Source organism: Streptomyces yerevanensis (assembly GCF_000716805.1).
Lineage (GTDB): Bacteria > Actinomycetota > Actinomycetes > Streptomycetales > Streptomycetaceae > Streptomyces > Streptomyces flaveus.
This window is the reverse complement of record NZ_JNWJ01000040.1, coordinates 1-20,527: the sequence shown is the minus strand read 5'-3', so window position 1 is coordinate 20,527 and position 20,527 is coordinate 1. Positions and strand designations below refer to the sequence as shown.

16 protein-coding genes and 1 pseudogene are annotated in these 20,527 nt (G+C 68.5%); 12 read left to right on the top strand and 5 right to left on the bottom strand.

Annotation, left to right across the window (positions count from 1 at the left end; genetic code table 11):
- Window positions 1-69 precede the first annotated feature (69 nt).
- Window positions 70-2,277: a protein kinase domain-containing protein gene (locus OP79_RS33040; protein WP_033325439.1), complete on the top strand. Its 2,208-nt coding sequence runs from the start codon at window positions 70-72 to the stop codon at window positions 2,275-2,277.
- A gap of 18 nt (window positions 2,278-2,295) precedes the next feature.
- On the opposite strand, the gene nadA is transcribed toward OP79_RS33040, so the two are convergent.
- On the bottom strand, window positions 2,296-3,480 hold the full coding sequence (gene nadA / locus OP79_RS33035; protein ID WP_033325437.1) for a quinolinate synthase NadA: 1,185 nt from the start codon (window positions 3,478-3,480) through the stop codon (window positions 2,296-2,298).
- A gap of 436 nt (window positions 3,481-3,916) precedes the next feature.
- On the opposite strand from nadA, the gene OP79_RS33030 reads away from it, so the two are divergent.
- The gene (locus OP79_RS33030) at window positions 3,917-4,273 is read left to right on the top strand and encodes a HesB/IscA family protein (RefSeq protein ID WP_033325602.1); all 357 of its coding nucleotides are present in this window, start codon (window positions 3,917-3,919) and stop codon (window positions 4,271-4,273) included.
- A 125-nt stretch (window positions 4,274-4,398) separates the two neighbouring features.
- Here OP79_RS33030 and OP79_RS33025 read toward each other — a convergent pair whose 3' ends face one another.
- On the bottom strand, window positions 4,399-6,180 hold the full coding sequence (locus OP79_RS33025; RefSeq protein ID WP_245685538.1) for a hypothetical protein: 1,782 nt from the start codon (window positions 6,178-6,180) through the stop codon (window positions 4,399-4,401).
- 320 nt (window positions 6,181-6,500) lie between these two features.
- The gene (locus OP79_RS33020) at window positions 6,501-6,728 is read right to left on the bottom strand and encodes a hypothetical protein (protein ID WP_033325434.1); all 228 of its coding nucleotides are present in this window, start codon (window positions 6,726-6,728) and stop codon (window positions 6,501-6,503) included.
- Between the two features lie 134 nt (window positions 6,729-6,862).
- On the opposite strand from OP79_RS33020, the gene OP79_RS33015 reads away from it, so the two are divergent.
- Complete coding sequence (locus OP79_RS33015) at window positions 6,863-7,837, top strand: carbohydrate kinase family protein (RefSeq protein WP_033325432.1); 975 nt, start codon at window positions 6,863-6,865, stop codon at window positions 7,835-7,837.
- Window positions 7,838-7,872: 35 nt separating this feature from the next.
- Here OP79_RS33015 and OP79_RS33010 read toward each other — a convergent pair whose 3' ends face one another.
- Window positions 7,873-9,255: a cysteine desulfurase/sulfurtransferase TusA family protein gene (locus OP79_RS33010; protein ID WP_033325430.1), complete on the bottom strand. Its 1,383-nt coding sequence runs from the start codon at window positions 9,253-9,255 to the stop codon at window positions 7,873-7,875.
- 384 nt (window positions 9,256-9,639) lie between these two features.
- Between OP79_RS33010 and ctaC the strand changes: the two genes are divergently transcribed.
- From ctaC to OP79_RS32990, 4 genes are all read left to right on the top strand, one after another.
- On the top strand, window positions 9,640-10,638 hold the full coding sequence (gene ctaC / locus OP79_RS33005; protein WP_425428640.1) for an aa3-type cytochrome oxidase subunit II: 999 nt from the start codon (window positions 9,640-9,642) through the stop codon (window positions 10,636-10,638).
- Entirely contained in the window at window positions 10,635-12,368 is a 1,734-nt protein-coding gene (gene ctaD / locus OP79_RS33000) for an aa3-type cytochrome oxidase subunit I (RefSeq protein WP_033325429.1), read from the top strand. Before ctaC ends, ctaD begins: the two co-directional genes overlap by 4 nt.
- Entirely contained in the window at window positions 12,365-12,763 is a 399-nt protein-coding gene (locus OP79_RS32995; RefSeq protein WP_033325427.1) for a cytochrome c oxidase subunit 4, read from the top strand. The genes ctaD and OP79_RS32995 overlap by 4 nt, the downstream gene beginning before the upstream one ends.
- Window positions 12,764-12,975: 212 nt before the next feature.
- Window positions 12,976-14,268, top strand: coding sequence for a L,D-transpeptidase (locus tag OP79_RS32990; protein ID WP_425428639.1), 1,293 nt, complete (start codon window positions 12,976-12,978; stop codon window positions 14,266-14,268).
- Window positions 14,269-14,383: 115 nt separating this feature from the next.
- Here the strand turns inward: OP79_RS32990 and OP79_RS32985 are convergent, their stop codons facing one another.
- Window positions 14,384-14,782 carry a response regulator gene (locus OP79_RS32985; protein ID WP_033325425.1) on the bottom strand — a complete coding sequence of 133 codons (399 nt, stop codon included), beginning with the start codon at window positions 14,780-14,782 and terminating at the stop codon, window positions 14,384-14,386.
- A gap of 209 nt (window positions 14,783-14,991) precedes the next feature.
- Between OP79_RS32985 and ctaE the strand changes: the two genes are divergently transcribed.
- The 5 genes and pseudogenes from ctaE to trpD all read left to right on the top strand — a co-directional run.
- Window positions 14,992-15,612, top strand: a complete 621-nt coding sequence (ctaE, locus tag OP79_RS32980; protein ID WP_033325423.1) for an aa3-type cytochrome oxidase subunit III — start codon at window positions 14,992-14,994, stop codon at window positions 15,610-15,612.
- A gap of 65 nt (window positions 15,613-15,677) precedes the next feature.
- Complete coding sequence (gene qcrC, locus OP79_RS32975) at window positions 15,678-16,487, top strand: cytochrome bc1 complex diheme cytochrome c subunit (protein ID WP_033325421.1); 810 nt, start codon at window positions 15,678-15,680, stop codon at window positions 16,485-16,487.
- Entirely contained in the window at window positions 16,484-17,545 is a 1,062-nt protein-coding gene (qcrA, locus tag OP79_RS32970) for a cytochrome bc1 complex Rieske iron-sulfur subunit (RefSeq protein ID WP_033325419.1), read from the top strand. The genes qcrC and qcrA overlap by 4 nt, the downstream gene beginning before the upstream one ends.
- Window positions 17,542-19,170 (top strand): cytochrome bc1 complex cytochrome b subunit, encoded by a 1,629-nt coding sequence (gene qcrB, locus OP79_RS32965; protein ID WP_033325417.1) that lies wholly within the window; start codon window positions 17,542-17,544, stop codon window positions 19,168-19,170. Before qcrA ends, qcrB begins: the two co-directional genes overlap by 4 nt.
- Before the next feature lie 130 nt (window positions 19,171-19,300).
- Window positions 19,301-20,272, top strand: a pseudogene (gene trpD, locus OP79_RS32960) (anthranilate phosphoribosyltransferase); the annotation flags it as partial.
- Between the last annotated feature and the right edge of the window lie 255 nt (window positions 20,273-20,527).

The following is a 20,527-nucleotide window of genomic DNA, read 5'->3' as shown; positions in this document are numbered from 1 at the left end:
GGCCGCCGTTGTGTGCCGTTACGTATCCTGTGGGCTCGAACTGCTTTACGGGGGAAGGGGATTCGGGCGGTGCCACTGCACAGGGACGACCCGAAGTCGGTCGGCGGGTACAAGCTGGTCGACCGGCTCGGAGCCGGGGGCATGGGGGTCGTCTACCGGGGCAGAGCCCGTTCGGGGCGCGAGGTCGCCGTCAAGGTGGTGCACGCCCAGTACGCCGCGGACGGCGTCTTCCGGGCCCGGTTCCGGCAGGAGATCGAGGCCGTCCGCAAGGTGAGCGGCGCCTTCACCGCACCGGTCGTGGACGCCGACCCGGAGGCGGCGCGGCCGTGGATGGCGACGCAGTACGTGCCCGGCCGCTCGCTCGCGCAACGGATCCGCGACCGGGGCCCGCTCCGGGACGCCGAGCTGCGGCAGCTGGCGCTCGGGCTGGTGGAGGCGCTGCGCGACATTCACCGGGCCGGGGTCGTGCACCGCGACCTGAAGCCGGCGAACGTCATGATGGCCGAGGACGGCCCCCGGGTCATCGACTTCGGCATCTCCCGCGCGGCGGAGAACCAGACCCTGACCGAGACCGGCCAGATGATCGGCACCCCGCCGTTCATGTCCCCGGAGCAGCTGACCGACGCCCGCACGGTCGGTCCGGCCTCCGACGTGTTCTCGCTCGGCGCGCTCCTGGTGTACGCCGTGACCGGACGAGGCCCCTTCGACACCGACAGCCCCTATCTGACGGCCTACCGGGTGGTCCACGACGAACCCGTGCTGGACGGGGTGGACGGGCCGCTGCGCACGGTCCTGGAGCGCTGCCTGGCCAAGGATGAGGCGGAACGGCCCGGACTCGACGAGTTGGGACGGGAGTTCGCGACAGTCCTGCCGGAGGGCGACGCGGGCGACCTGCCCACCGTGGCACTGGGCCGGGCCCCGCAGGCGGGGGCGGAGACCCGCCCCGGGACGGTGGCCGACCCGGGCGGCGACGGTCGGCCCGGCCTGCGGAGCCGTATCCGCCCGCTGTGGGCCGCGACCGGCACAGTCGGCGCGATCGTTCTCGGGCTGACGGCCTATCTGCTGATCGGGCCGGGACAGGCGGACGGCCAGGGGGCGGGGCTGCCCCAGGGCTGGAAGCCGTGGCAGACAACGGTGTACGAGAGCGCCCCGCGAGGCGCGAAGAAGGCCATGAAAGTGCACAACGGGACGGAGGGCGGGCCCGAGTGCCTGGTGCACGAGGACGCCGTCTACTGCGGGGGCGACGGAGTCCTTCCCGTACGCCTGGACGGCCGGACCGGCAAGACCGTCTGGCGCGCCGGCATCGCGCCCTCCGGCACCGACAGCGCGATGTACTCCGCCTATCCCCTCGGCGTCCGGGACGGCGTGGTCCTGGTACAGCAGCAGATCATCGGCGAATCCACCGGGACCGACCCGACCGACATCATTGCCCTCGACGCCGAGACCGGTGAGCGGCTCTGGCGCCGTACGGTGAGTGAGGGCTACGTCGACATGACCTTCTCCGGCGGCGTGGTCGTGACGCCGGACAAGAGCGGCCGCTCGCTGGTGGCCCTGTCGCCGCGTACCGGCGCCGAGCGCTGGACGAAGCCGCTGCCCGCGAACCACTACTGCGCGTTCACCGAGGCCGGCGAGGGCCTGTATCTGGAGTGCCTCCCGGAGACAACGGAACCTCGGAACCATCTCATCCTGCAGCTGAATCCGACCGACGGCTCGACACGGCGGCTGACGGGACCGAGCAACGGTGGCCTCCTCGGGGTCCTCGACGGCCGGCTGCTCTTCCTGCTGTCGACCGAGAACGAGGGAGGGGAAGAGCTGGTCAGCGAGGAGGCGCGGTACGACCGGATCCTGCTGGTCCATCCGGTCACCGGTGCCCGCAGCACGACGAAGCTGGCCAAGGAGTACGCGGGACAGGTGACCCTGGTGGACGGCACGCTGTGGTTCGCCGCCTCCAGCGGCCGGGTGACCGCCGTGTCGGCCCGCACGGGCAAGCCGCTGCGGCAGACCTCGACCAGCCTGGAACTGCCGAGCCTGCCCACGTACGACCCGCGGACACGGGCTGTGTACCTGGCCAGTGCCAGCGGCCGCGTGGCGGCCCTCGACGCGCGCGAGGGCACGCTGCTGTGGGAGACGCTGCCACGCGCCGAGAAGGTGTCGTCCGGCCTCGTTGTCGAGCCCGAGGTGCTGCTCCAGGAGGGGGCGCTGGTGGTGACCATCCCGGACGGCACGGTCTTCAGCCTCGACCCCGCTCACCCCGAGCGGAAGTCCGTCTCGGGGTGAGCGGGGCCGGGCACCGAGTTACGGCAGCGCCAGCATCCGCTCCAACGCCAGCTTCGCGAACTGCTCGGTCTCCCGGTCGACCTCGATACGGTTCACGAGGTTGCCCTCGGCCAGGGACTCCAGCGCCCAGACCAGGTGCGGCAGGTCGATGCGGTTCATCGTCGAGCAGAAGCAGACCGTCTTGTCGAGGAAGACGATCTCCTTGTCCTCGGACGCGAAACGGTTCGCCAGGCGGCGTACGAGATTCAGCTCCGTACCGATCGCCCACTTGGAGCCCGCCGGAGCCGCCTCCAGGGTCTTGATGATGTGCTCGGTCGAACCGACGTAGTCCGCCGCGGCCACGACCTCGTGCTTGCACTCGGGGTGGACGAGGACGTTCACGCCCGGGATCCGCGCGCGCACGTCCGCCACGCTCTCCAGCGAGAAGCGCCCGTGCACCGAGCAGTGGCCCCGCCACAGGATCATCTTCGCGTCGCGCAGCTGCTCGGCGGTCAGCCCGCCGTTCGGCCTGTGCGGGTTGTAGACGACGCAGTCGTCGAGCGACATGCCCATGTCCCGCACCGCGGTGTTCCGGCCCAGGTGCTGGTCGGGCAGGAAGAGCACCTTGTCGCCCTGCTCGAAGGCCCACTCCAGGGCCCGCTTGGCATTGGACGACGTGCAGATCGTGCCGCCGTGCTTGCCCGTGAACGCCTTGATGTCCGCGGACGAGTTCATGTACGAGACGGGGACGACCTGCTCGGATATCCCCGCCTCGGCCAGTACGTCCCAGCACTCGGCGACCTGCTCGGCCGTCGCCATGTCGGCCATGGAGCAGCCGGCGGCGAGATCCGGCAGTACGACCTTCTGGTCGTCGCCGGTCAGGATGTCCGCCGACTCCGCCATGAAGTGCACACCGCAGAAGACGATGTACTCGGCCTCGGGCCGCGCCGCCGCGTCCCGGGCGAGCTTGAAGGAGTCTCCGGTGACATCCGCGAACTGGATGACCTCGTCACGCTGGTAGTGGTGGCCGAGCACGAAGACCTTGTCCCCGAGCTTCTCCTTTGCCGCGCGGGCGCGCTCGACCAGGTCCGGGTCGGACGGCGAGGGCAGGTCACCGGGACACTCGACGCCGCGCTCGCTCCTCGGGTCGGCCTCACGGCCGAGCAGCAACAGGGCGAGGGGCGTCGGCTGTACGTCGAGCTCCTGGGTCTGGGCGGTGGTCACGAAACACGCACCCTTTCTGTTCTGCGGCTCGCTTGAATCACCTGGAACGATCAAGCAGGACAAGCCTTTTCGTCGAATTGACGTTATCTATCATAACCGCTTCACGTCAGTTTGACGACGGCCATAGTGTCGATGTGACGTGAATCCCGCCGCGTTCCGAGTCGGTGAGAGGCGGTGGACGGGCAGGTTGCGGGAAGGCGTACATCGAAGGCGTACACCCGGGGCTGTCCAGAGCGGTCCAGGGCCGTCCAGGAAGGCTGCTCCCGGGGGTTGTCCACAGGCCCGCGGCTTGTCCACAGGGCATTTTCCGGTCCCGACCGCATGTGCGAGCATGAAGGAGCAAGCGAAAGACACGCGCTCGGCCCGGAATGAATCCGCGGCCCCGCCGGTTGCAACCGTCGGCAAGCAGTCTCCGTACAACCCGGGAGAGAAGCAGATGTCCGTATCGGACGAGACCACCACCGTGAGCGACGGCATCCTCCTGTCGGACGCCGCCGCGGCCAAGGTCAAGGGCCTGCTCGAGCAGGAAGGCCGCGACGATCTGGCGCTGCGCGTCGCCGTTCAGCCCGGCGGCTGCTCCGGCCTGCGGTACCAGCTCTTCTTCGACGAGCGCTCCCTCGACGGAGACGTCGTCAAGGAGTTCGGCGGTGTGAAGGTCGTCACCGACCGTATGAGCGCTCCGTACCTGGGCGGCGCATCCATCGACTTCGTGGACACGATCGAGAAGCAGGGCTTCACGATCGACAACCCGAACGCGTCGGGTTCCTGCGCCTGCGGCGACTCCTTCAGCTGACCCGAGCCCGGCCTCGTACCTCGCGGTACAGAAGGCCGTGTCACGCAGAGAGGCGGCGCCCCCTCCAACGGGGCGCCGCCTTCGCGTACTCAAGGCCTACTCGGCGGGCGGTTTGCCCGGCAGGCCTACTCGGTCGGCTTGGGCAGGTCCTTCTCCAGCGGCAGCGCCTTGCCGTCCGTACTCACGACCTTGCGGTCCCCGAGCGGCTCCTTCAGCTCCACCGTCTTGTGGAAGGTCTTCGCGATCATGATGCAGACCTTGTCCTTCCACGGTGTCTCGGTCACCTTGACCGTCACGGCGTCGCCCGTCTCCTCGGCCGACGCCGAATAGTCGCTGCACACGCCGCCCGTGAAGCGCACGGTCAGCTTCGTGCCGTCCGCGCTGTAGCCCTCGACCTTGACGTCCCGCTGGGCCGGCGCGGCGCTCGGATCGTCACCGAGCTCCCCGGGCTTCGTGCTCGGAGCGCTCGGAGTGTCTTTCGGCTGGCCCGGAGACGTCAGGAACCTCGGCTCGACTGCCGGATGCGTCACCGTGAAGCTCTCCTCGGCCCCTTCGGTCCGTACCTCGAAGAGCCAGGACGGCACCAGCGCCTGCCGCCCGTCCACGAACTGCGACGCCAGGCCGAAGGTGGCGCCCTCGACGACCGCGGCGGGCGTGAACTTCAAGGTCGACGGCTCGCACGGGGCATTCTCCGTACCCTCCAGAGGGACGGGGGTGGCGCACCCGCCGATGCCCACGCGGCCGTCGCCCGCCGCGGACCGGTTCAGCAGGTCGAGCGTCTTCTCCGCGCCGAGGACGGGGTACGTGTCCCCCTTCGCCGGTGCCTTCAACTGGCCGCTGCCGCCCACCACTTGACCGTTCGCGCCGATCTGGACACCGGTCGTCCAGCCGTACGTCGGCAGCCCGCCGACCTTCGGCTCGGCGTTCACCACGCGCTTCGTGCCCATGAGCTGGCTCGCGTCGAGCTTCGCGTCGTCCTGGCCGGTCGCCTTCAGGACGGGCGCGGCGGCCTTCTTCGCGGCGTCCACGCTCACCGGGGCGACCTTGGGGTCCGGGGTGGTCGCGCCGCTCTCGCACACCGTGGTGCTCTCGCAGGGGTCGATGTCGGGGACAGAGCGGCTGTACGTCCAGGTGCCGGGCGCCTTCTTGCTCACCTGAAGGCCCGGTCCCGAACCGTCCTTGCCGACCCCGACCCTCCAGGCCTCGCCCTGAGCCGTCGGCTTGCCCGCCACGCCGAGGGCCTTCGCCAGTTCGGCGACCTCGGAGGCCGTGACCTCGCCCTTCGTGCGGTATACGGGAGCGGAGTCGGGGCCGTCGGGGGCCTTGCCCTCGAAGCGGTACTTCGTGCCGTTCGGGTCGGGCTCGCCGGGCGCGATGCCGGTCGTGTCGCCCGTACCGCTCTCGGTGTAGCCGTCCAGGGCGAGCGGCGGCGGATCGCCCTCGCCTCCCGGCGTACCGGACCCGCCCCGGTCGTCCGCCCCACTGCCACCCGCCGCACTCGTGGCGAAGTACGCCCCGCCGCCCCCGACGAGCAGCACCGCGGCCGCGACCGAGGCGGCGACTGCCACCGAACGCCTCCGGCGCGGCCGGACGGGCTCGTCCCGAACAGCTTCGTCCCGAACGACCTCGTCCGGGGCGGCCTGGTCCTGACCGGCCTCGTCCTGGCTGGCATCGACCCCGACGGGTTCGACCCCGACGAGTTCGTCCCGGGCAGCCTCGTCCCCGACGGGTTCGTCCCGGGCGGCTTCCTCCCCGACGGGTTCGTCCCGGGCGGTTTCCTCCCGGACGGTCTCGTCCGTGGCAGCTTCCTCCCGGACCGTCTCGTCCCGGGCGGCGTCGTCCCTGACAGTTTCGTCCGTGGCGGCTTCCTCCCGGACGGCATCGTCGTCGGGTCGCTCGGTGTTCACCGCATCGCTCCTTCTACCGCACCGCGGTCCCATGAGACCCAGCCCTGACAGGGCAGGGCGCAGCAGGGTCGTATCCCGTCTCCCCTTTACGGGGGACAGCCATGGGACGCGGCGGGGGAGCGCTTGGTTCCCTCCTTGGAGCCGTTCGTGGCGTCGCGCCCGTTCAGGGGCGCGAGGCTGTGGCATATGCGGCCCCGCGCCCCTAGGGAGGCCGCAGGCCTCTCAGGGGCGCGGGGCTGTGTCGATTTGCGGCTCCGCCGCGCGGGCGCGACCAGCCACAACGGACCCGCAGATCAGAACCGCCGAACCCAGCGGAGCGCTCAGTCCCCGTAGTCCGACATCGCGTCCAGCAGGCGGGCGGACTTCGGCGGAACCGTTACGCCGTGGATGAGTGACGGGGAGACCGGGAGGGGAGTGATCCGGGCGGGTGCGGTCCAGTGCGGCACCATCCGGGCGCAATCGCCGCGCAGCTCCGCGAGGCCGCCCTCGAGGTCGAGACCGCCTTCGAGGCCCAGCGGAGCGGAGCCGTGGATCTTGAGGTTCGTCATATCGGAACCGTATGCACCGCATGGCCTACGGCAAAAGCCCTACTATCGGGTAGTTCTTCCCGCTTCGAAGTTGCGGAGCCGACCCGATAGCGTGAACTGTCAACTCTCCCTCCTCGCAGGAGCGTGTCCTAGCCGTGCGTATCGCAGTTACCGGCTCCATCGCCAACGACCACCTCATGACCTTCCCCGGCCGATTCGCCGACCAGCTGGTCGGCGACCAGCTGCACACGGTCTCCCTCTCGTTCCTGGTCGACAAACTGGACGTACGCAGGGGAGGTGTGGGCGCCAACATCGCCTTCGGCATGGGCCAGCTCGGCTCCCGGCCGATCCTGGTCGGAGCCGCGGGCGGCGACTTCGACGAGTACCGGGCCTGGCTGGACCGGCACGGCGTCGACACCGAGTCCGTACGCATCTCCGAGGTGCTGCACACCGCGCGCTTCGTCTGCACCACGGACGCCGACCACAACCAGATCGGCTCCTTCTACACCGGCGCCATGAGCGAGGCCCGGCTCATCGAGCTCAAGTCGGTCGCCGACCGGGTGGGCGGGCTCGACCTCGTCCTCATCGGCGCGGACGACCCCGAGGCGATGCTCCGGCACACCGAGGAGTGCCGGACCCGGGGGATCCCCTTCGCGGCCGACTTCTCCCAGCAGATCGCGCGCATGGAGGGCGAGGAGATCCGGATACTCCTGGACGGCGCGACGTACCTCTTCTCGAACGAGTACGAGAAGGGGCTCATCGAGTCCAAGACCGGCTGGACGGACGCCGAGATCCTCGCCAAGGTCGGCCACCGCGTGACGACCCTCGGCGCGCGCGGCGTCCGCATAGAGGCCGTCGGCGAGGACACCATCGAGGTCGCCACCGCCGAGGAGACGGTGAAGGCGGACCCGACCGGGGTCGGCGACGCGTTCCGCGCGGGCTTCCTCTCGGGCCTGGCCTGGGGCGTCTCACACGAGCGCGCCGCCCAGGTCGGCTGCATGCTCGCCACACTGGTCATCGAGACCACCGGCACGCAGGAGTACGAGCTGCACCGCGTCCACTTCATGGACCGCTTCACCAAGGCGTACGGCCATGAGGCGGCGGCGGAGGTCCAGGCGCACCTGGCCTGACGGCCGGCCTGACACCTGGCCGGACAGTCGCCCGGCTACGACGTACGGCGGACCACGTAAACCGAACCGTGGTCCGCCGGCTCCTCCCCGACGTACTCCTGACCCCGCATCGCGCACCACGCCGGGATGTCCAGGCGGGCCGCTTCGTCGTCCGAAAGGACGCGGATCGTGCCGCCCAGGGGGACGTCGTCGATGACCTTCGCGAGTTCGATGACCGGGATGGGGCAGCGCCTGCCGAGGGCGTCCACGGTGAGGGTGTCCTCGACGGCGGGGGCCTTCGGGGTGTGGACCGGGGCGCCCAGTTTCTGGCGGACCGTCGAGACCGCGGCCGGCAGTACGCGCAGGAAACGGTCCACATCCTCCTCGGGCGTGCCCAGCGGCAGCGACACCCGGACGTTGCCCTCCGTCAGTACCCCCATCGCTTTCAGCACATGGCTCGGCGTCAGCGTGCTGCTCGTGCAGGACGATCCGGACGACACCGAGAAGCCCTCGCGGTCGAGCTCGTGCAGCAGTGTCTCTCCGTCGACATAGAGACAGGAGAAGGTGAGCAGGTGGGGGAGCCGGTGCACCGGGTCGCCCACCACCTCCACGTCCGGGACCAGTTCCGGCGCCCGTGCGCGGATCCGGTCCGTCAACTCCCGCAGCCGGGCCGACTCGGCGGCAGCCTCCGCGCGCACCGCACGCAGTGAGGCCGCCGCGGCGACGATGCCGGGGATGTTCTCGAAGCCGGGAGCGCGGCCCGACTCCCGTTCGTCGACGGGGCCTTGAGGGGCGTACCGCACCCCCTTGCGTACGACGAGCAGCCCGACACCCGACGGCCCGCCCCACTTGTGGGCGCTGCCCGTCAGCACCGACCAGTCACCCTCGACCGGCCCCCAGGTCAACGACTGCGCCGCGTCCACCAACAGCGGTACGCCCGCCTCACGACACGCGGCGGCGACGGCGGCGACCGGCTGCTCCGTACCCACCTCATGGTTGGCCGACTGCAGACAGGCGAGCGCGGTGTCGGGGCGGAGGGCGGCGGCGTACGCGTCGGGGAAGACGGCACCCGTGCGCAGTACGGGCACTTCGGTCACCGACCCGCCCTCGGCCCGGTGGACCTCCGCCGCATGCAGCACCGAAGAGTGTTCGACAGCGGACACGATCAGGTGGCGCCCGACACGGCGGCGTCCCGCCAGTGCCCCCGCGATCCCGGAGTGCACGGCCCGCGTACCGGAGGACGTGAACACCAACTCGTCCGGACGGCAGCCCACCGCTTCGGCAGCGGCCTCACGCGCCGCGTCGAGCAACAGCCGGGCGCGGCGTCCCTCGCGGTAGAGACGGGCGGGGTCGGCCCACCCTTCGTCGAGCGAGGCGACAAGGGCCTGCCGAGCAACGGGATGAAGAGGGGCGCTGGAAGCAGCGTCGAAGTAGGCCACACAACAACGCTACTTCCAGCAGGGCAGCGGACCTGAGGGCAGCGAACCCAAGGGGCGCGGGGTTGTGTCGATATGCGGCCCCGCCGCGATGGGGGTCCCCCCAGGCCCTTGAGGCACTGGGGGAGCAGCCGAGAGTGGGGGAGCGAGCAACCACAACGCTCCCGCACACGCACACAAAGCCGCACCCCCGAGCTATTAGGCGCCCCAACCACCCTTCGGCTGACCGGCGGCACATAGGGGCCCCCTCCCCGCGAACCCCCGGAGAGCGTCGGCTAGGGTTTGGTCCGCATAAACATCCAAACCCCTGCCCGACGCAGGGCGGCGACCGACCACCGAGAAGGCCGCAGCCAACACGCGCGGGCGAGACTCTCGGGAAGGCGCTACGTGAGTCCCAACGGCTCCGACCTCCCCCACGCCCTGGGGGGCGCGGGCGGTACCCCCACGCCGCAGCGCCCGATGCGGCGGAAGCTGCTGCAGGCACTGACTGCGGGCCTGGTCCTGGCGACAGCCTCTGGTTGCTCGTACAACTGGGAAGACTTCCCCCGCCTTGGTATGCCCACCCCGACCACGGAAGAGGCTCCGCGGATCCTCTCCCTGTGGCAGGGCTCGTGGGCCGCAGCACTCGCCACGGGCGTGCTGGTCTGGGGCCTGATCCTGTGGAGTGCTTTCTTCCACCGGCGCAGCCGCACCAAGGTCGAAGTTCCCCCGCAGACCCGGTACAACATGCCCATCGAGGCGCTGTACACGGTGGTCCCCCTCATCATCGTCTCGGTGCTGTTCTACTTCACCGCCCGCGACGAGTCGGAGCTCCTCAGCCTCGACAAGAAGCCGGATGTCACGGTCAACGTCGTCGGCTACCAGTGGAGCTGGGGCTTCAACTACGTCGAGGACGTCGAGGGTTCGAACGGCGACGCGAAGACCGACAAGAACCTGGACGCGATTCCGCAGCGGTTCAAGGACGACTTCCCGGCGAACGCCGGCGGTGTCTACGACGCCGGCACGCCCGGCTCGGAGAACCCGCAGACGGGCAACCCCGGCCCGACCCTCTGGCTCCCCAAGGGCAAGACGGTCCGCTTCGTCCTCACCTCACGTGACGTCATCCACTCCTTCTGGGTGGTGCCGTTCCTGATGAAGCAGGACGTCATCCCGGGCCACACCAACTCCTTCCAGGTGACCCCCAACAAGGAGGGCACCTTCCTCGGCAAGTGCGCCGAACTGTGCGGCGTCGACCACTCCCGGATGCTCTTCAACGTGAAGGTCGTCTCTCCCGAGCGTTACGAGGCCCACCTCAGGGAGCTCGCGGAGAAGGGCCAGACCGGTTACGTCCCGGCCGGTATCGAGCAGACGGACCACGAGAAGAACCGGGAGACGAACCAACTGTGAGCATCCTCAACGAACCTCAGGGTGCCGCGCCGGAAGACACGTACCAGAACGAGGTCCCGGTACGGCGGAAGCAGCCCGGCAACGTCGTCGTCAAGTGGCTCACCACCACGGACCACAAGACGATCGGCACGCTGTATCTGGTCACGTCGTTCGCGTTCTTCGTCATCGGCGGCGTGATGGCGCTGCTGATGCGCGCCGAGCTGGCCCGCCCCGGCAACCAGCTCATGTCGAACGAGCAGTTCAACCAGGCGTTCACGATGCACGGCACGATCATGCTGCTGATGTTCGCCACCCCGCTGTTCGCCGGTTTCACGAACTGGATCATGCCGCTGCAGATCGGTGCCCCCGATGTGGCGTTCCCGCGGCTGAACATGTTCGCCTACTGGCTGTACCTGTTCGGCTCGCTGATCGCGGTGGGCGGCTTCCTCACCCCGCAGGGCGCCGCGGACTTCGGCTGGTTCGCCTACTCGCCGCTGTCGGACGCGGTCCGCTCGCCGGGCATCGGTGCCGACATGTGGATCATGGGTCTGGCGTTCTCCGGCTTCGGCACCATCCTGGGCGCGGTCAACTTCATCACCACCATCATCTGCATGCGCGCCCCGGGCATGACCATGTTCCGCATGCCGATCTTCGTGTGGAACGTGCTGCTCACCGCGGTGCTGGTGCTGCTCGCCTTCCCGGTGCTGGCCGCCGCGCTGTTCGCGCTGGAGGCGGATCGAAAGTTCGGCGCCCATATCTTCGATGCCGCCAATGGTGGCGCGTTGCTGTGGCAACACCTCTTCTGGTTCTTCGGGCATCCAGAGGTGTACATCATCGCGTTGCCGTTCTTCGGCATCATCTCCGAGGTCATCCCGGTCTTCTCCCGTAAGCCGATGTTCGGCTACATGGGCCTGATCGGCGCGACCATCGCGATCGCCGGCCTGTCGGTCACGGTGTGGGCGCACCACATGTACGTCACCGGCGGCGTGCTGTTGCCGTTCTTCTCCTTCATGACGTTCCTGATCGCCGTGCCGACGGGCGTGAAGTTCTTCAACTGGATCGGAACGATGTGGAAGGGGTCGTTGTCGTTCGAGACCCCGATGCTGTGGGCCACCGGCTTTTTGATCACCTTCACCTTCGGTGGTCTGACCGGTGTCATCCTGGCCTCGCCGCCGATGGACTTCCACGTCTCGGACTCGTACTTCGTGGTGGCGCACTTCCACTACGTGGTGTTCGGCACGGTGGTGTTCGCGATGTTCTCCGGCTTCCACTTCTGGTGGCCGAAGATGACCGGCAAGATGCTCGACGAACGCCTCGGGAAGATCACCTTCTGGACGCTGTTCATCGGCTTCCACGGCACGTTCCTGGTCCAGCACTGGCTGGGTGCCGAGGGCATGCCGCGGCGGTACGCGGACTATCTGGCGGCCGACGGCTTCACCGCGCTGAACACGATCTCGACGATCAGTTCCTTCGTGCTCGGCCTGTCGATCCTGCCGTTCTTCTACAACGTGTGGAAGACCGCCAAGTACGGCAAGAAGGTCGAGGTCGACGACCCGTGGGGCTACGGCCGCTCGCTGGAGTGGGCCACGTCCTGCCCGCCGCCGCGGCACAACTTCCTCACCCTGCCGCGGATCCGCAGTGAATCCCCGGCGTTCGACCTGCACCACCCGGAGATCGCCGCCATCGACCAGCTCGAGAACGTCGGTCCCGCCGAGAAGTCCCTCGCAGGTGGCAAGGAGGCCGGCAAGTGAAGATCCAGGGCAAGATGTTCATCTGGCTGGCCGTCTTCATCCTCGTCATGGCGATCGTCTACGGTTACTGGTCGGAGGAACCGGCCGGCACCACGGCGCTCTTCCTGGGCTTCGGCCTGAGCATCATGATCGGCTACTACCTGGCCTTCACGGCCCGGCGGGTCGACGTGGGCGCCCAGGACAACAAGGAGGCCGACGTCGCGGACGACGCCGGTGAGATCGGCTTCTTCAGCCCGCACAGCTGGCAGCCGCTCTCCCTCGGCATCGGTGGCGCACTCGCCTTCATGGGCGTCATCTTCGGCTGGTGGCTGCTGTACTTCTCGGTGCCGATCATCATGATCGGCCTGTGGGGCTGGGTCTTCGAGTACTACCACGGCGAGAACCGCACCCAGTAACACGCGCTCGGCGCTCTGGAGCCCGGACACTCCGTCACGGAGGGTCCGGGCTCCCTCGTCTGTCGGGCAGGGCATCCCCCACACGGGCCACTCGCCGCGCCGCAGTGGTCGTGCGTTCCTATGTTGAACGCATGAGCCCCTCTGCATTTTTTCGAGGCGCCGCTGCGTCCGATATGCGCCTGCCGGCGCGTGGCGGTGTCGAGAAGCCGACCGTGCTCGACCCTTCGGGCCTCCGCGCGCTCGGACTCTCGACACCGTCGCGCCCGCGGCGAGTCCCCACCATCACCAGCTGCACCCTGCTGCTGGTCACCCTGGGCGCGGGCGTCACGGCCTGCGACTCCGAGGGTCACCCGCTCTCGGCCAGGCCGTACGACGCGGCGGAACAGATCTCCTTCAACGCCCCGGTCGGCAACGGCAAGAAGGCCGACCCGGACAAACCCTTGGAGATCACCGCCGAGGGCTCCGGCGGACGCATCACCGACGTGACGGCCACGGACGCGGCCGGGCGGTACGTGGCGGGCGAACTCTCCGCGGACGGCTCCCGCTGGCACAGCACCTCACCGCTCGCCGCGGGCGCCCGCTACACGGTGCGGGTGAGCACGGAGAACGGGGACGGGGCGCCCGGCCGCAAGGTCCTCGCCTTCGACACCGGCAGGCCCACCACGAAGAAGCGGCTGGGCGTCAAGTTCGGCCCCGACGCGGGGACGTACGGTGTCGGCCAGCCCGTCACGGCAGAACTCAGCGCTCCCCTCAAGGACAAGGCGGCCCGCAAGGTCGTCGAGCGTGCCCTCAAGGTCGTCTCACAGCCCGCCGTGGAGGGTGCCTGGCACTGGGTGGACGCCAAGACCCTGCACTACCGCCCCAGGGAGTACTGGCCCGCCCACGCCACCATCCGCGCGTACAGCAACCTCTCCGGCATCAAGGTCGCCGAACGGCTCTGGGGCGGCAAGGCCAAGCCCCTGAAGCTCACCACGGGCGACCGCGTCGAGGCCGTGACGGACGCCGCCGCGCACTCGATGGCGGTCCGTCGCAACGGCAAGGTGATCAAGCGGATCCCCATCACCACCGGCAAGCCCGGCTTCGAGACCCGCAACGGCGTAAAGGTAGTGCTGGGCAAGGAGTACTTCGTACGGATGCGCGGCACCAGCATCGGCATCGCCGAGGGCAGCGCGGAGGACTACGACCTGCCCGTGTACTACGCGACCCGCGTCACCTGGAGCGGCGAGTACGTCCACGCCGCCCCCTGGTCCACCGGCTCCCAGGGCTCCGCCAACGTCAGCCACGGCTGCACCGGCATGAGCACCGCGAACGCCGCCTGGTTCTTCAAGACCGTCCGCCCCGGCGACATCGTCAAGGTCGTCAACTCGGAAGGCGACATGATGACCCCCTTCGACAACGGCTTCGGCGACTGGAACCTCGACTGGCAGAAATGGCAGAAGGGCAGCGCGCTGGTGGAGGGCCCGCGCCCGGAGGACCGGGCACGTCTAACTCCGGTTTCGGCATGAGCGGACGTTCACGGTGTGAGCGGACGTTCAGGGGCGCGCCCCTCAGGGGCGCGGGGAACTGCGCGATCAACCACAACGGGCCGGCAGCCGCCAAACTACCTACTGAACCGAGCTCTCAGGCGCTGAGCGCCTTCTGCCGCAACAGGGAAGCCAACGCCGACGCGAACTCAACAGGCTCCACCGGCAGGATCGCCGTGGCGTCCGCCCGAGACCACGTGGCCAGCCACGCATCCTGCGGCCGCCCGATCAGCAACAGCACGGGCGGGCAGTTGAACACCTCGTCCTTGATCTGGCGGCACATCCCCATGCCGCCCATGGGCACGGCCTCACCGTCCAGCACACAGACGTCGATGCCACCCCGGTCCAGCTCCTTCAGAACCGCCGCAGGAGTCGCACACTCGATGAACTCGACCTGAGGAACATCACTCGCCGGCCGGCGCCCCGTGGCGAGCCGCACCTGCTCCCGCGTATTGGAGTCGTCGCTGTAGACCAGCACCGTGGCGGTCGCCTGCATTGTTCCTCCGTGACTTCGGGACTCGCGTCGTAAGAACGTCGTACGGACATGGGTCATACGGTCATGGACCGCTGCGCGGATGCTACTCCCTCGGACACCTGCTACACACCGGTCCGTAGCCCGTTCCCTGAGCCATCCGAGCAGCGCACAGCGCACGGACACTCCGAACAGCACCCCCCGGGGTGAGGGCGGGATAAGCGACCGACATAATGTCGGTCGTGGCGACAGCAACGACAGTAGAAACCGGGCACGCGCACCCGTCGGTCAATCGGCCGAACCTCACCAGCGTCGGAACCATCATCTGGCTGAGTTCCGAGCTGATGTTCTTCGCGGCCCTCTTCGCGATGTACTTCACCCTGCGATCGGTGACCGGGCCGACTCACTGGAAGGAGATGGCGGACACCCTCAACTTCCCGTTCTCGGCGGCCAACACCACGATCCTGGTGCTCTCCTCCCTCACCTGCCAGCTCGGCGTGTTCGCCGCCGAGCGCGGCGATGTGAAGAAGCTCCGGATGTGGTTCATCGTCACCTTCGTCATGGGTGCGGTCTTCATCGGCGGTCAGGTCTTCGAGTACACGGAGCTGGTCAAGCACGAGGGCCTCTCGCTCTCGTCCGACCCGTACGGCTCGGTGTTCTACCTGACCACCGGCTTCCACGGCCTGCACGTGACGGGTGGTCTCATCGCCTTCCTGCTGGTCCTGGGGCGTACGTACGCGGCCCACAGGTTCACGCACGAGCAGGCGACCGCCGCCATCGTCGTGTCCTACTACTGGCACTTCGTCGATGTCGTCTGGATCGGCCTCTTCGCCACGATCTACATGATCAAGTAGCCGGGCCCGCTCCCGCGCACTGTCCAGAAGCACCGACGCAGAAGATCCTGACACCGGGGTAATCCGTGAAAAAGCTCTCCGCACGACGACGCCATCCGCTGGCGGCGGTCGTCGTCCTACTCATCGCGCTGGCGGCCACCGGGGGGATCTACACCCTGGTCGCGCCCCCGGACAAGGCCAAGGCCGATGAGACCGCCCAGACCCTCACCATCGAAGAGGGCCAGAAGCTCTATGCCGTGGGCTGCGCCAGTTGCCACGGCACGGGCGGTAAGGGCACCACCGACGGGCCGAGCCTGGTGGGCGTGGGTGCCGCGGCCGTCGACTTCCAGGTCGGTACCGGCCGTATGCCGGCGCAGCAGCCCGGCGCTCAGGTGCCGAAGAAGAAGAACATCTACTCGCAGGCCGAGATCGACCAGCTCGCGGCGTACATCGCCTCGCTGGGTGCCGGTCCCACCGTGCCGACCGAGAACCAGTACAGCCCGGAGGGCGCGGACATCGCCGAGGGCGGCGAGCTGTTCCGTACCAACTGCGCGCAGTGCCACAACTTCACCGGCAAGGGCGGCGCGCTGACGAACGGCAAGTACGCCCCGACGCTGGAAGACGTCGATCCGAAGCACATCTACGAGGCCATGGAGACCGGCCCGCAGAACATGCCGTCCTTCCCCGACACCACGCTGACGGAGCAGAACAAGAAGGACATCATCGCGTACCTGGACGAGGTCAACAGCGACAAGTCGGAGAGCCCCGGCGGACTGGAGCTGGGCGGCCTCGGACCGGTCAGCGAGGGCCTGTTCGGCTGGGTCTTCGGTCTCGGTGGACTGATCGCCGTCGCCGTGTGGGTCGCCGCCCGGACCGCAAAGGCCAGGAAGTCATGAGTAGCCAAGAAACTCCACAAGAGAACGTGCCCGCCGAGCGGGCCGACGACGAGCACGGTGCGGTAGCCGTCCCGGGCGAGAAGCATCCGTTCGCGGACCCGGGACTGCCGCCCCACGAGCACCGGATCCAGGACATCGACGAGCGGGCCGCCAAGCGGTCCGAGCGTACGGTCGCCCTCCTGTTCACGCTGTCGATGCTGTCCACCGTCGCCTTCATCGCCGCGTTCGTGGCGATCCCGGTCGACAAGTCGGTCTACATCTGGCCGCTCGGTCACATCAGCGCGCTGAACTTCGCGCTCGGTATGACCCTCGGTGTGGCGCTGTTCGCCATCGGTGCGGGCGCGGTCCACTGGGCCCGCACCCTGATGTCCGATGTGGAACTCGCCGACGAGCGGCACGCGATCGAGGCCACGCCCGAGGTCAAGGCCAAGGTCATGGAGGACTTCCGGCAGGGTGCCAAGGACTCCGCGCTCGGCCGCCGCAAGTTGATCCGCAACACGATGTTCGGCGCGCTGGCCCTGTTCCCGCTCTCCGGCGTCGTCCTCCTGCGCGACCTCGGTCCGCTGCCGGAGGACAAGCTGCGGCACACGCTGTGGCGCAAGGGCAAGCTGCTCGTCAACATGAACACGGACGAGCCGCTGCGTCCCTCGGACGTCGCGGTCGGTTCACTGACCTTCGCCAAGCCCGAGGGCCTGGAGGAGCACGACCACGGGTTCCAGAACGAGATCGCCAAGGCGGCCCTGATGATCATCCGGATCCAGCCGGAGGACATCAAGGACAAGCGTGAGCTCGAGTGGTCCCATGAGGGCATCGTGGCGTACTCGAAGATCTGCACCCACGTCGGCTGCCCGATCTCCCTGTACGAGCAGCAGACGCACCACGTCCTCTGCCCCTGTCACCAGTCCACCTTCGACCTCTCCGACGGTGCCCGAGTGATCTTCGGCCCCGCTGGTCACGCCCTGCCGCAGCTGCGGATCGGTGTGAACGACGAGGGCTACCTCGAGGCGCTCGGCGACTTCGAAGAGCCCGTCGGTCCTGCTTTCTGGGAGCGCGGATGAGCACCTCACACGACGACGACCGCCGCAAGGCACCCGCGGGCGAGCGGGTCGCCGACTGGGCTGATGGCCGCCTCGGCATCTACGGCCTGGCCAAGGCCAATATGCGCAAGATCTTCCCGGACCACTGGTCCTTCATGCTGGGTGAGATCTGCCTCTACAGCTTCATCATCATCATCCTCACGGGTGTGTATCTGACGCTGTTCTTCCACCCGTCGATGAACGAGATCGAGTACCACGGCAGTTACGTGCCGATGCAGGGCCAGATGATGTCGGAGGCCTTCGCCTCCACGCTGGACATCAGCTTCGACGTCCGCGGCGGTCTGCTGATCCGGCAGATCCACCACTGGGCGGCGATCATCTTCCTGGCCGGCATGTTCGTGCACATGATGCGCGTCTTCTTCACCGGCGCCTTCCGCAAGCCGCGTGAGATCAACTGGCTGTTCGGCTTCCTGCTGTTCGTCCTTGGCATGTTCACCGGTTTCACCGGCTACTCGCTCCCGGACGACCTGCTCTCCGGCACCGGTGTCCGCTTCACGCAGGGCGCGATCCTGTCCATGCCGATCGTGGGCACGTACATCTCGATGTTCCTGTTCGGCGGGGAGTTCCCGGGCGGCGACTTCGTCTCACGGTTCTACTCGATCCACATCCTGCTGTTGCCGGGCATCATGCTCGGGCTCGTGGTCGGCCACCTGATCCTGGTCTTCTACCACAAGCACACGCAGTTCGCGGGCGCCGGCCGGAGCAACAAGAACGTCGTCGGGATGCCGCTGCTGCCGGTCTACATGGCCAAGGCCGGAGGCTTCTTCTTCCTGGTCTTCGGGTTCATCGCCATGCTGTCCGCCGTCGCGTCCATCAACCCGATCTGGGTACTGGGGCCGTATCGCGCGGACCAGGTGTCCACGGGCGCCCAGCCCGACTGGTACATGGGCTTCGCCGAGGGACTGATCCGCGCCATGCCCGGCTGGGAGATCAATTTCGCCGGCCATACGCTCGTCCTGGGCGTGTTCATCCCGCTGCTGCTCTTCGGTGTCTTCCTCATGATGATCGCGGCCTATCCGTTCATCGAGTCCTGGGTCACCGGGGACAAACGCGAGCACCACATCCTGGACCGGCCGCGCAACGCCCCGACGCGTACCGCCTTCGGTGTCGCCTGGATCACCGGCTACATGATCATGCTGATCGGCGGTGGCAACGACATCGTCGCCACGCACTTCCATCTGTCGATCAACGCGGTCACCTGGTTCGTCCGGATCGGGTTCTTCGCCGGACCGGTCATCGCGTTCATCGTCACCAAGCGGATCTGCCTCGGCCTGCAGCGCCGCGACAAGGACAAGGTGCTGCACGGCCGCGAGTCGGGCATCATCAAGCGCCTGCCGCACGGTGAGTTCGTCGAGGTCCACGAGCCGCTCAGCCAGGAGCAGCTGCATGTGCTCACCGCGCACGAGCAGTACGAGCCGGCCGAGATCGGCCCGACGGTCGACGAGAACGGCGTCGAGCGCAAGGTGAAGGCTCCGCAGAAGCTGAAGTCCAAGCTCAGCAAGGCGTACTACGGGGAGGACGGCCAGATCCCCAAGCCGACCGCCGAGGAGTACCGGGAGATCACGAGCGGCCACGGCCACCACTGATCGCTGCGCTCGCCACGCGCGGTTCCAAAGAGCCCCGTCCATTGCATGGACGGGGCTCTTTGCCGTCCCCGGGGCTGGATAGGGTGGGTGCCAACCTTTCGGGACGGACGATGACGACCAGGAGCGGCTGATGAACGCTGTGACCCCCGCTGGAGGCGACACCGCGGCGGGCCGTTCCTGGCCCGCGCTGCTGAACGGACTGCTGGACGGGCGCGACCTGACCGCGGACGACACGGCCTGGGCGATGGACCTGATCATGCGCGGCGAGGCGACCGACGCCCAGATCGCCGGGTTCGCGGTGGCGCTGCGGGCCAAGGGTGAGACCGTCGGCGAGATCACCGGGTGCGTCCGGGCGATGTACGAGCACGCGAACGTGATCCAGGTGCCGGGGGAGACGGTCGACATCGTCGGTACGGGTGGGGACGGCGCCAGGACGGTCAACATCTCCACGATGTCCGCGATCGTCATCGCCGGTACCGGCGCGAAGGTCGTCAAGCACGGCAACCGGGCGGCGTCGTCGGCCTCCGGAGCCTCGGACGTACTGGAGAAGCTGGGTGTCAATCTGGAGCTGACGCCGAAGCGGGTCGCCGAGGTGGCCGAGGAAGCCGGGATCACCTTCTGTTTCGCGGCGAAGTTCCACCCGGCGATGCGCCATGTCGGCGCCGCGCGGGGACAGCTGGGTATCCGGACGATCTTCAACTTCCTTGGGCCGCTCACGAATCCTGCCCGAGTGAAGGCGCAGGCCGTCGGGGTCGCCGACGCGCGGATGGCGCCCATCATGGCCGGCGTGTTCGCCGAGCGCGGCAACTCGTCCCTGGTCTTCCGCGGCGACGACGGCCTCGACGAGCTGACCACCACGTCCACGTCGCGCGTCTGGGCGGTACGGGACGGCAAGGTCCGCGAGGAGACCTTCGATCCGCGGGATGTGGGGATCGAGTTGGTGCCGGTGGAGGCGTTGCGAGGCGCTGACGCCTCGTACAACGCCGACGTGGCGCTGCGCTTGCTGAACGGGGAGACCGGGCCTGTACGGGACGCTGTGCTGCTGAACTCGGCGGCGGCGTTGGTGGCTCTGTCGCCGGGTGACGGTCCGCTCGCGGACCGCGCCGTTCCCCGCGCCCCTGGGGTGGGTGGTGGGTGCGGGGTCGTGGGCCGGTGCGTCAGCCCGTCGCAGGCCGGGCATACGGCCCTGGCCCGGTACAGGGTGCGGGTTCTCCGAGACCGGAGCTAAGCGACGGGCATACGACGCACCGGCCCACGCCCCCTCCCGCCGGAGGGAAACTGCGGGTAGTTGGGGGCGCGGGCTTCCCCCGGGGGCGGGCTTGTGCGGCGAGCGGGCTTTCTCGGGGCACGGGCAGGC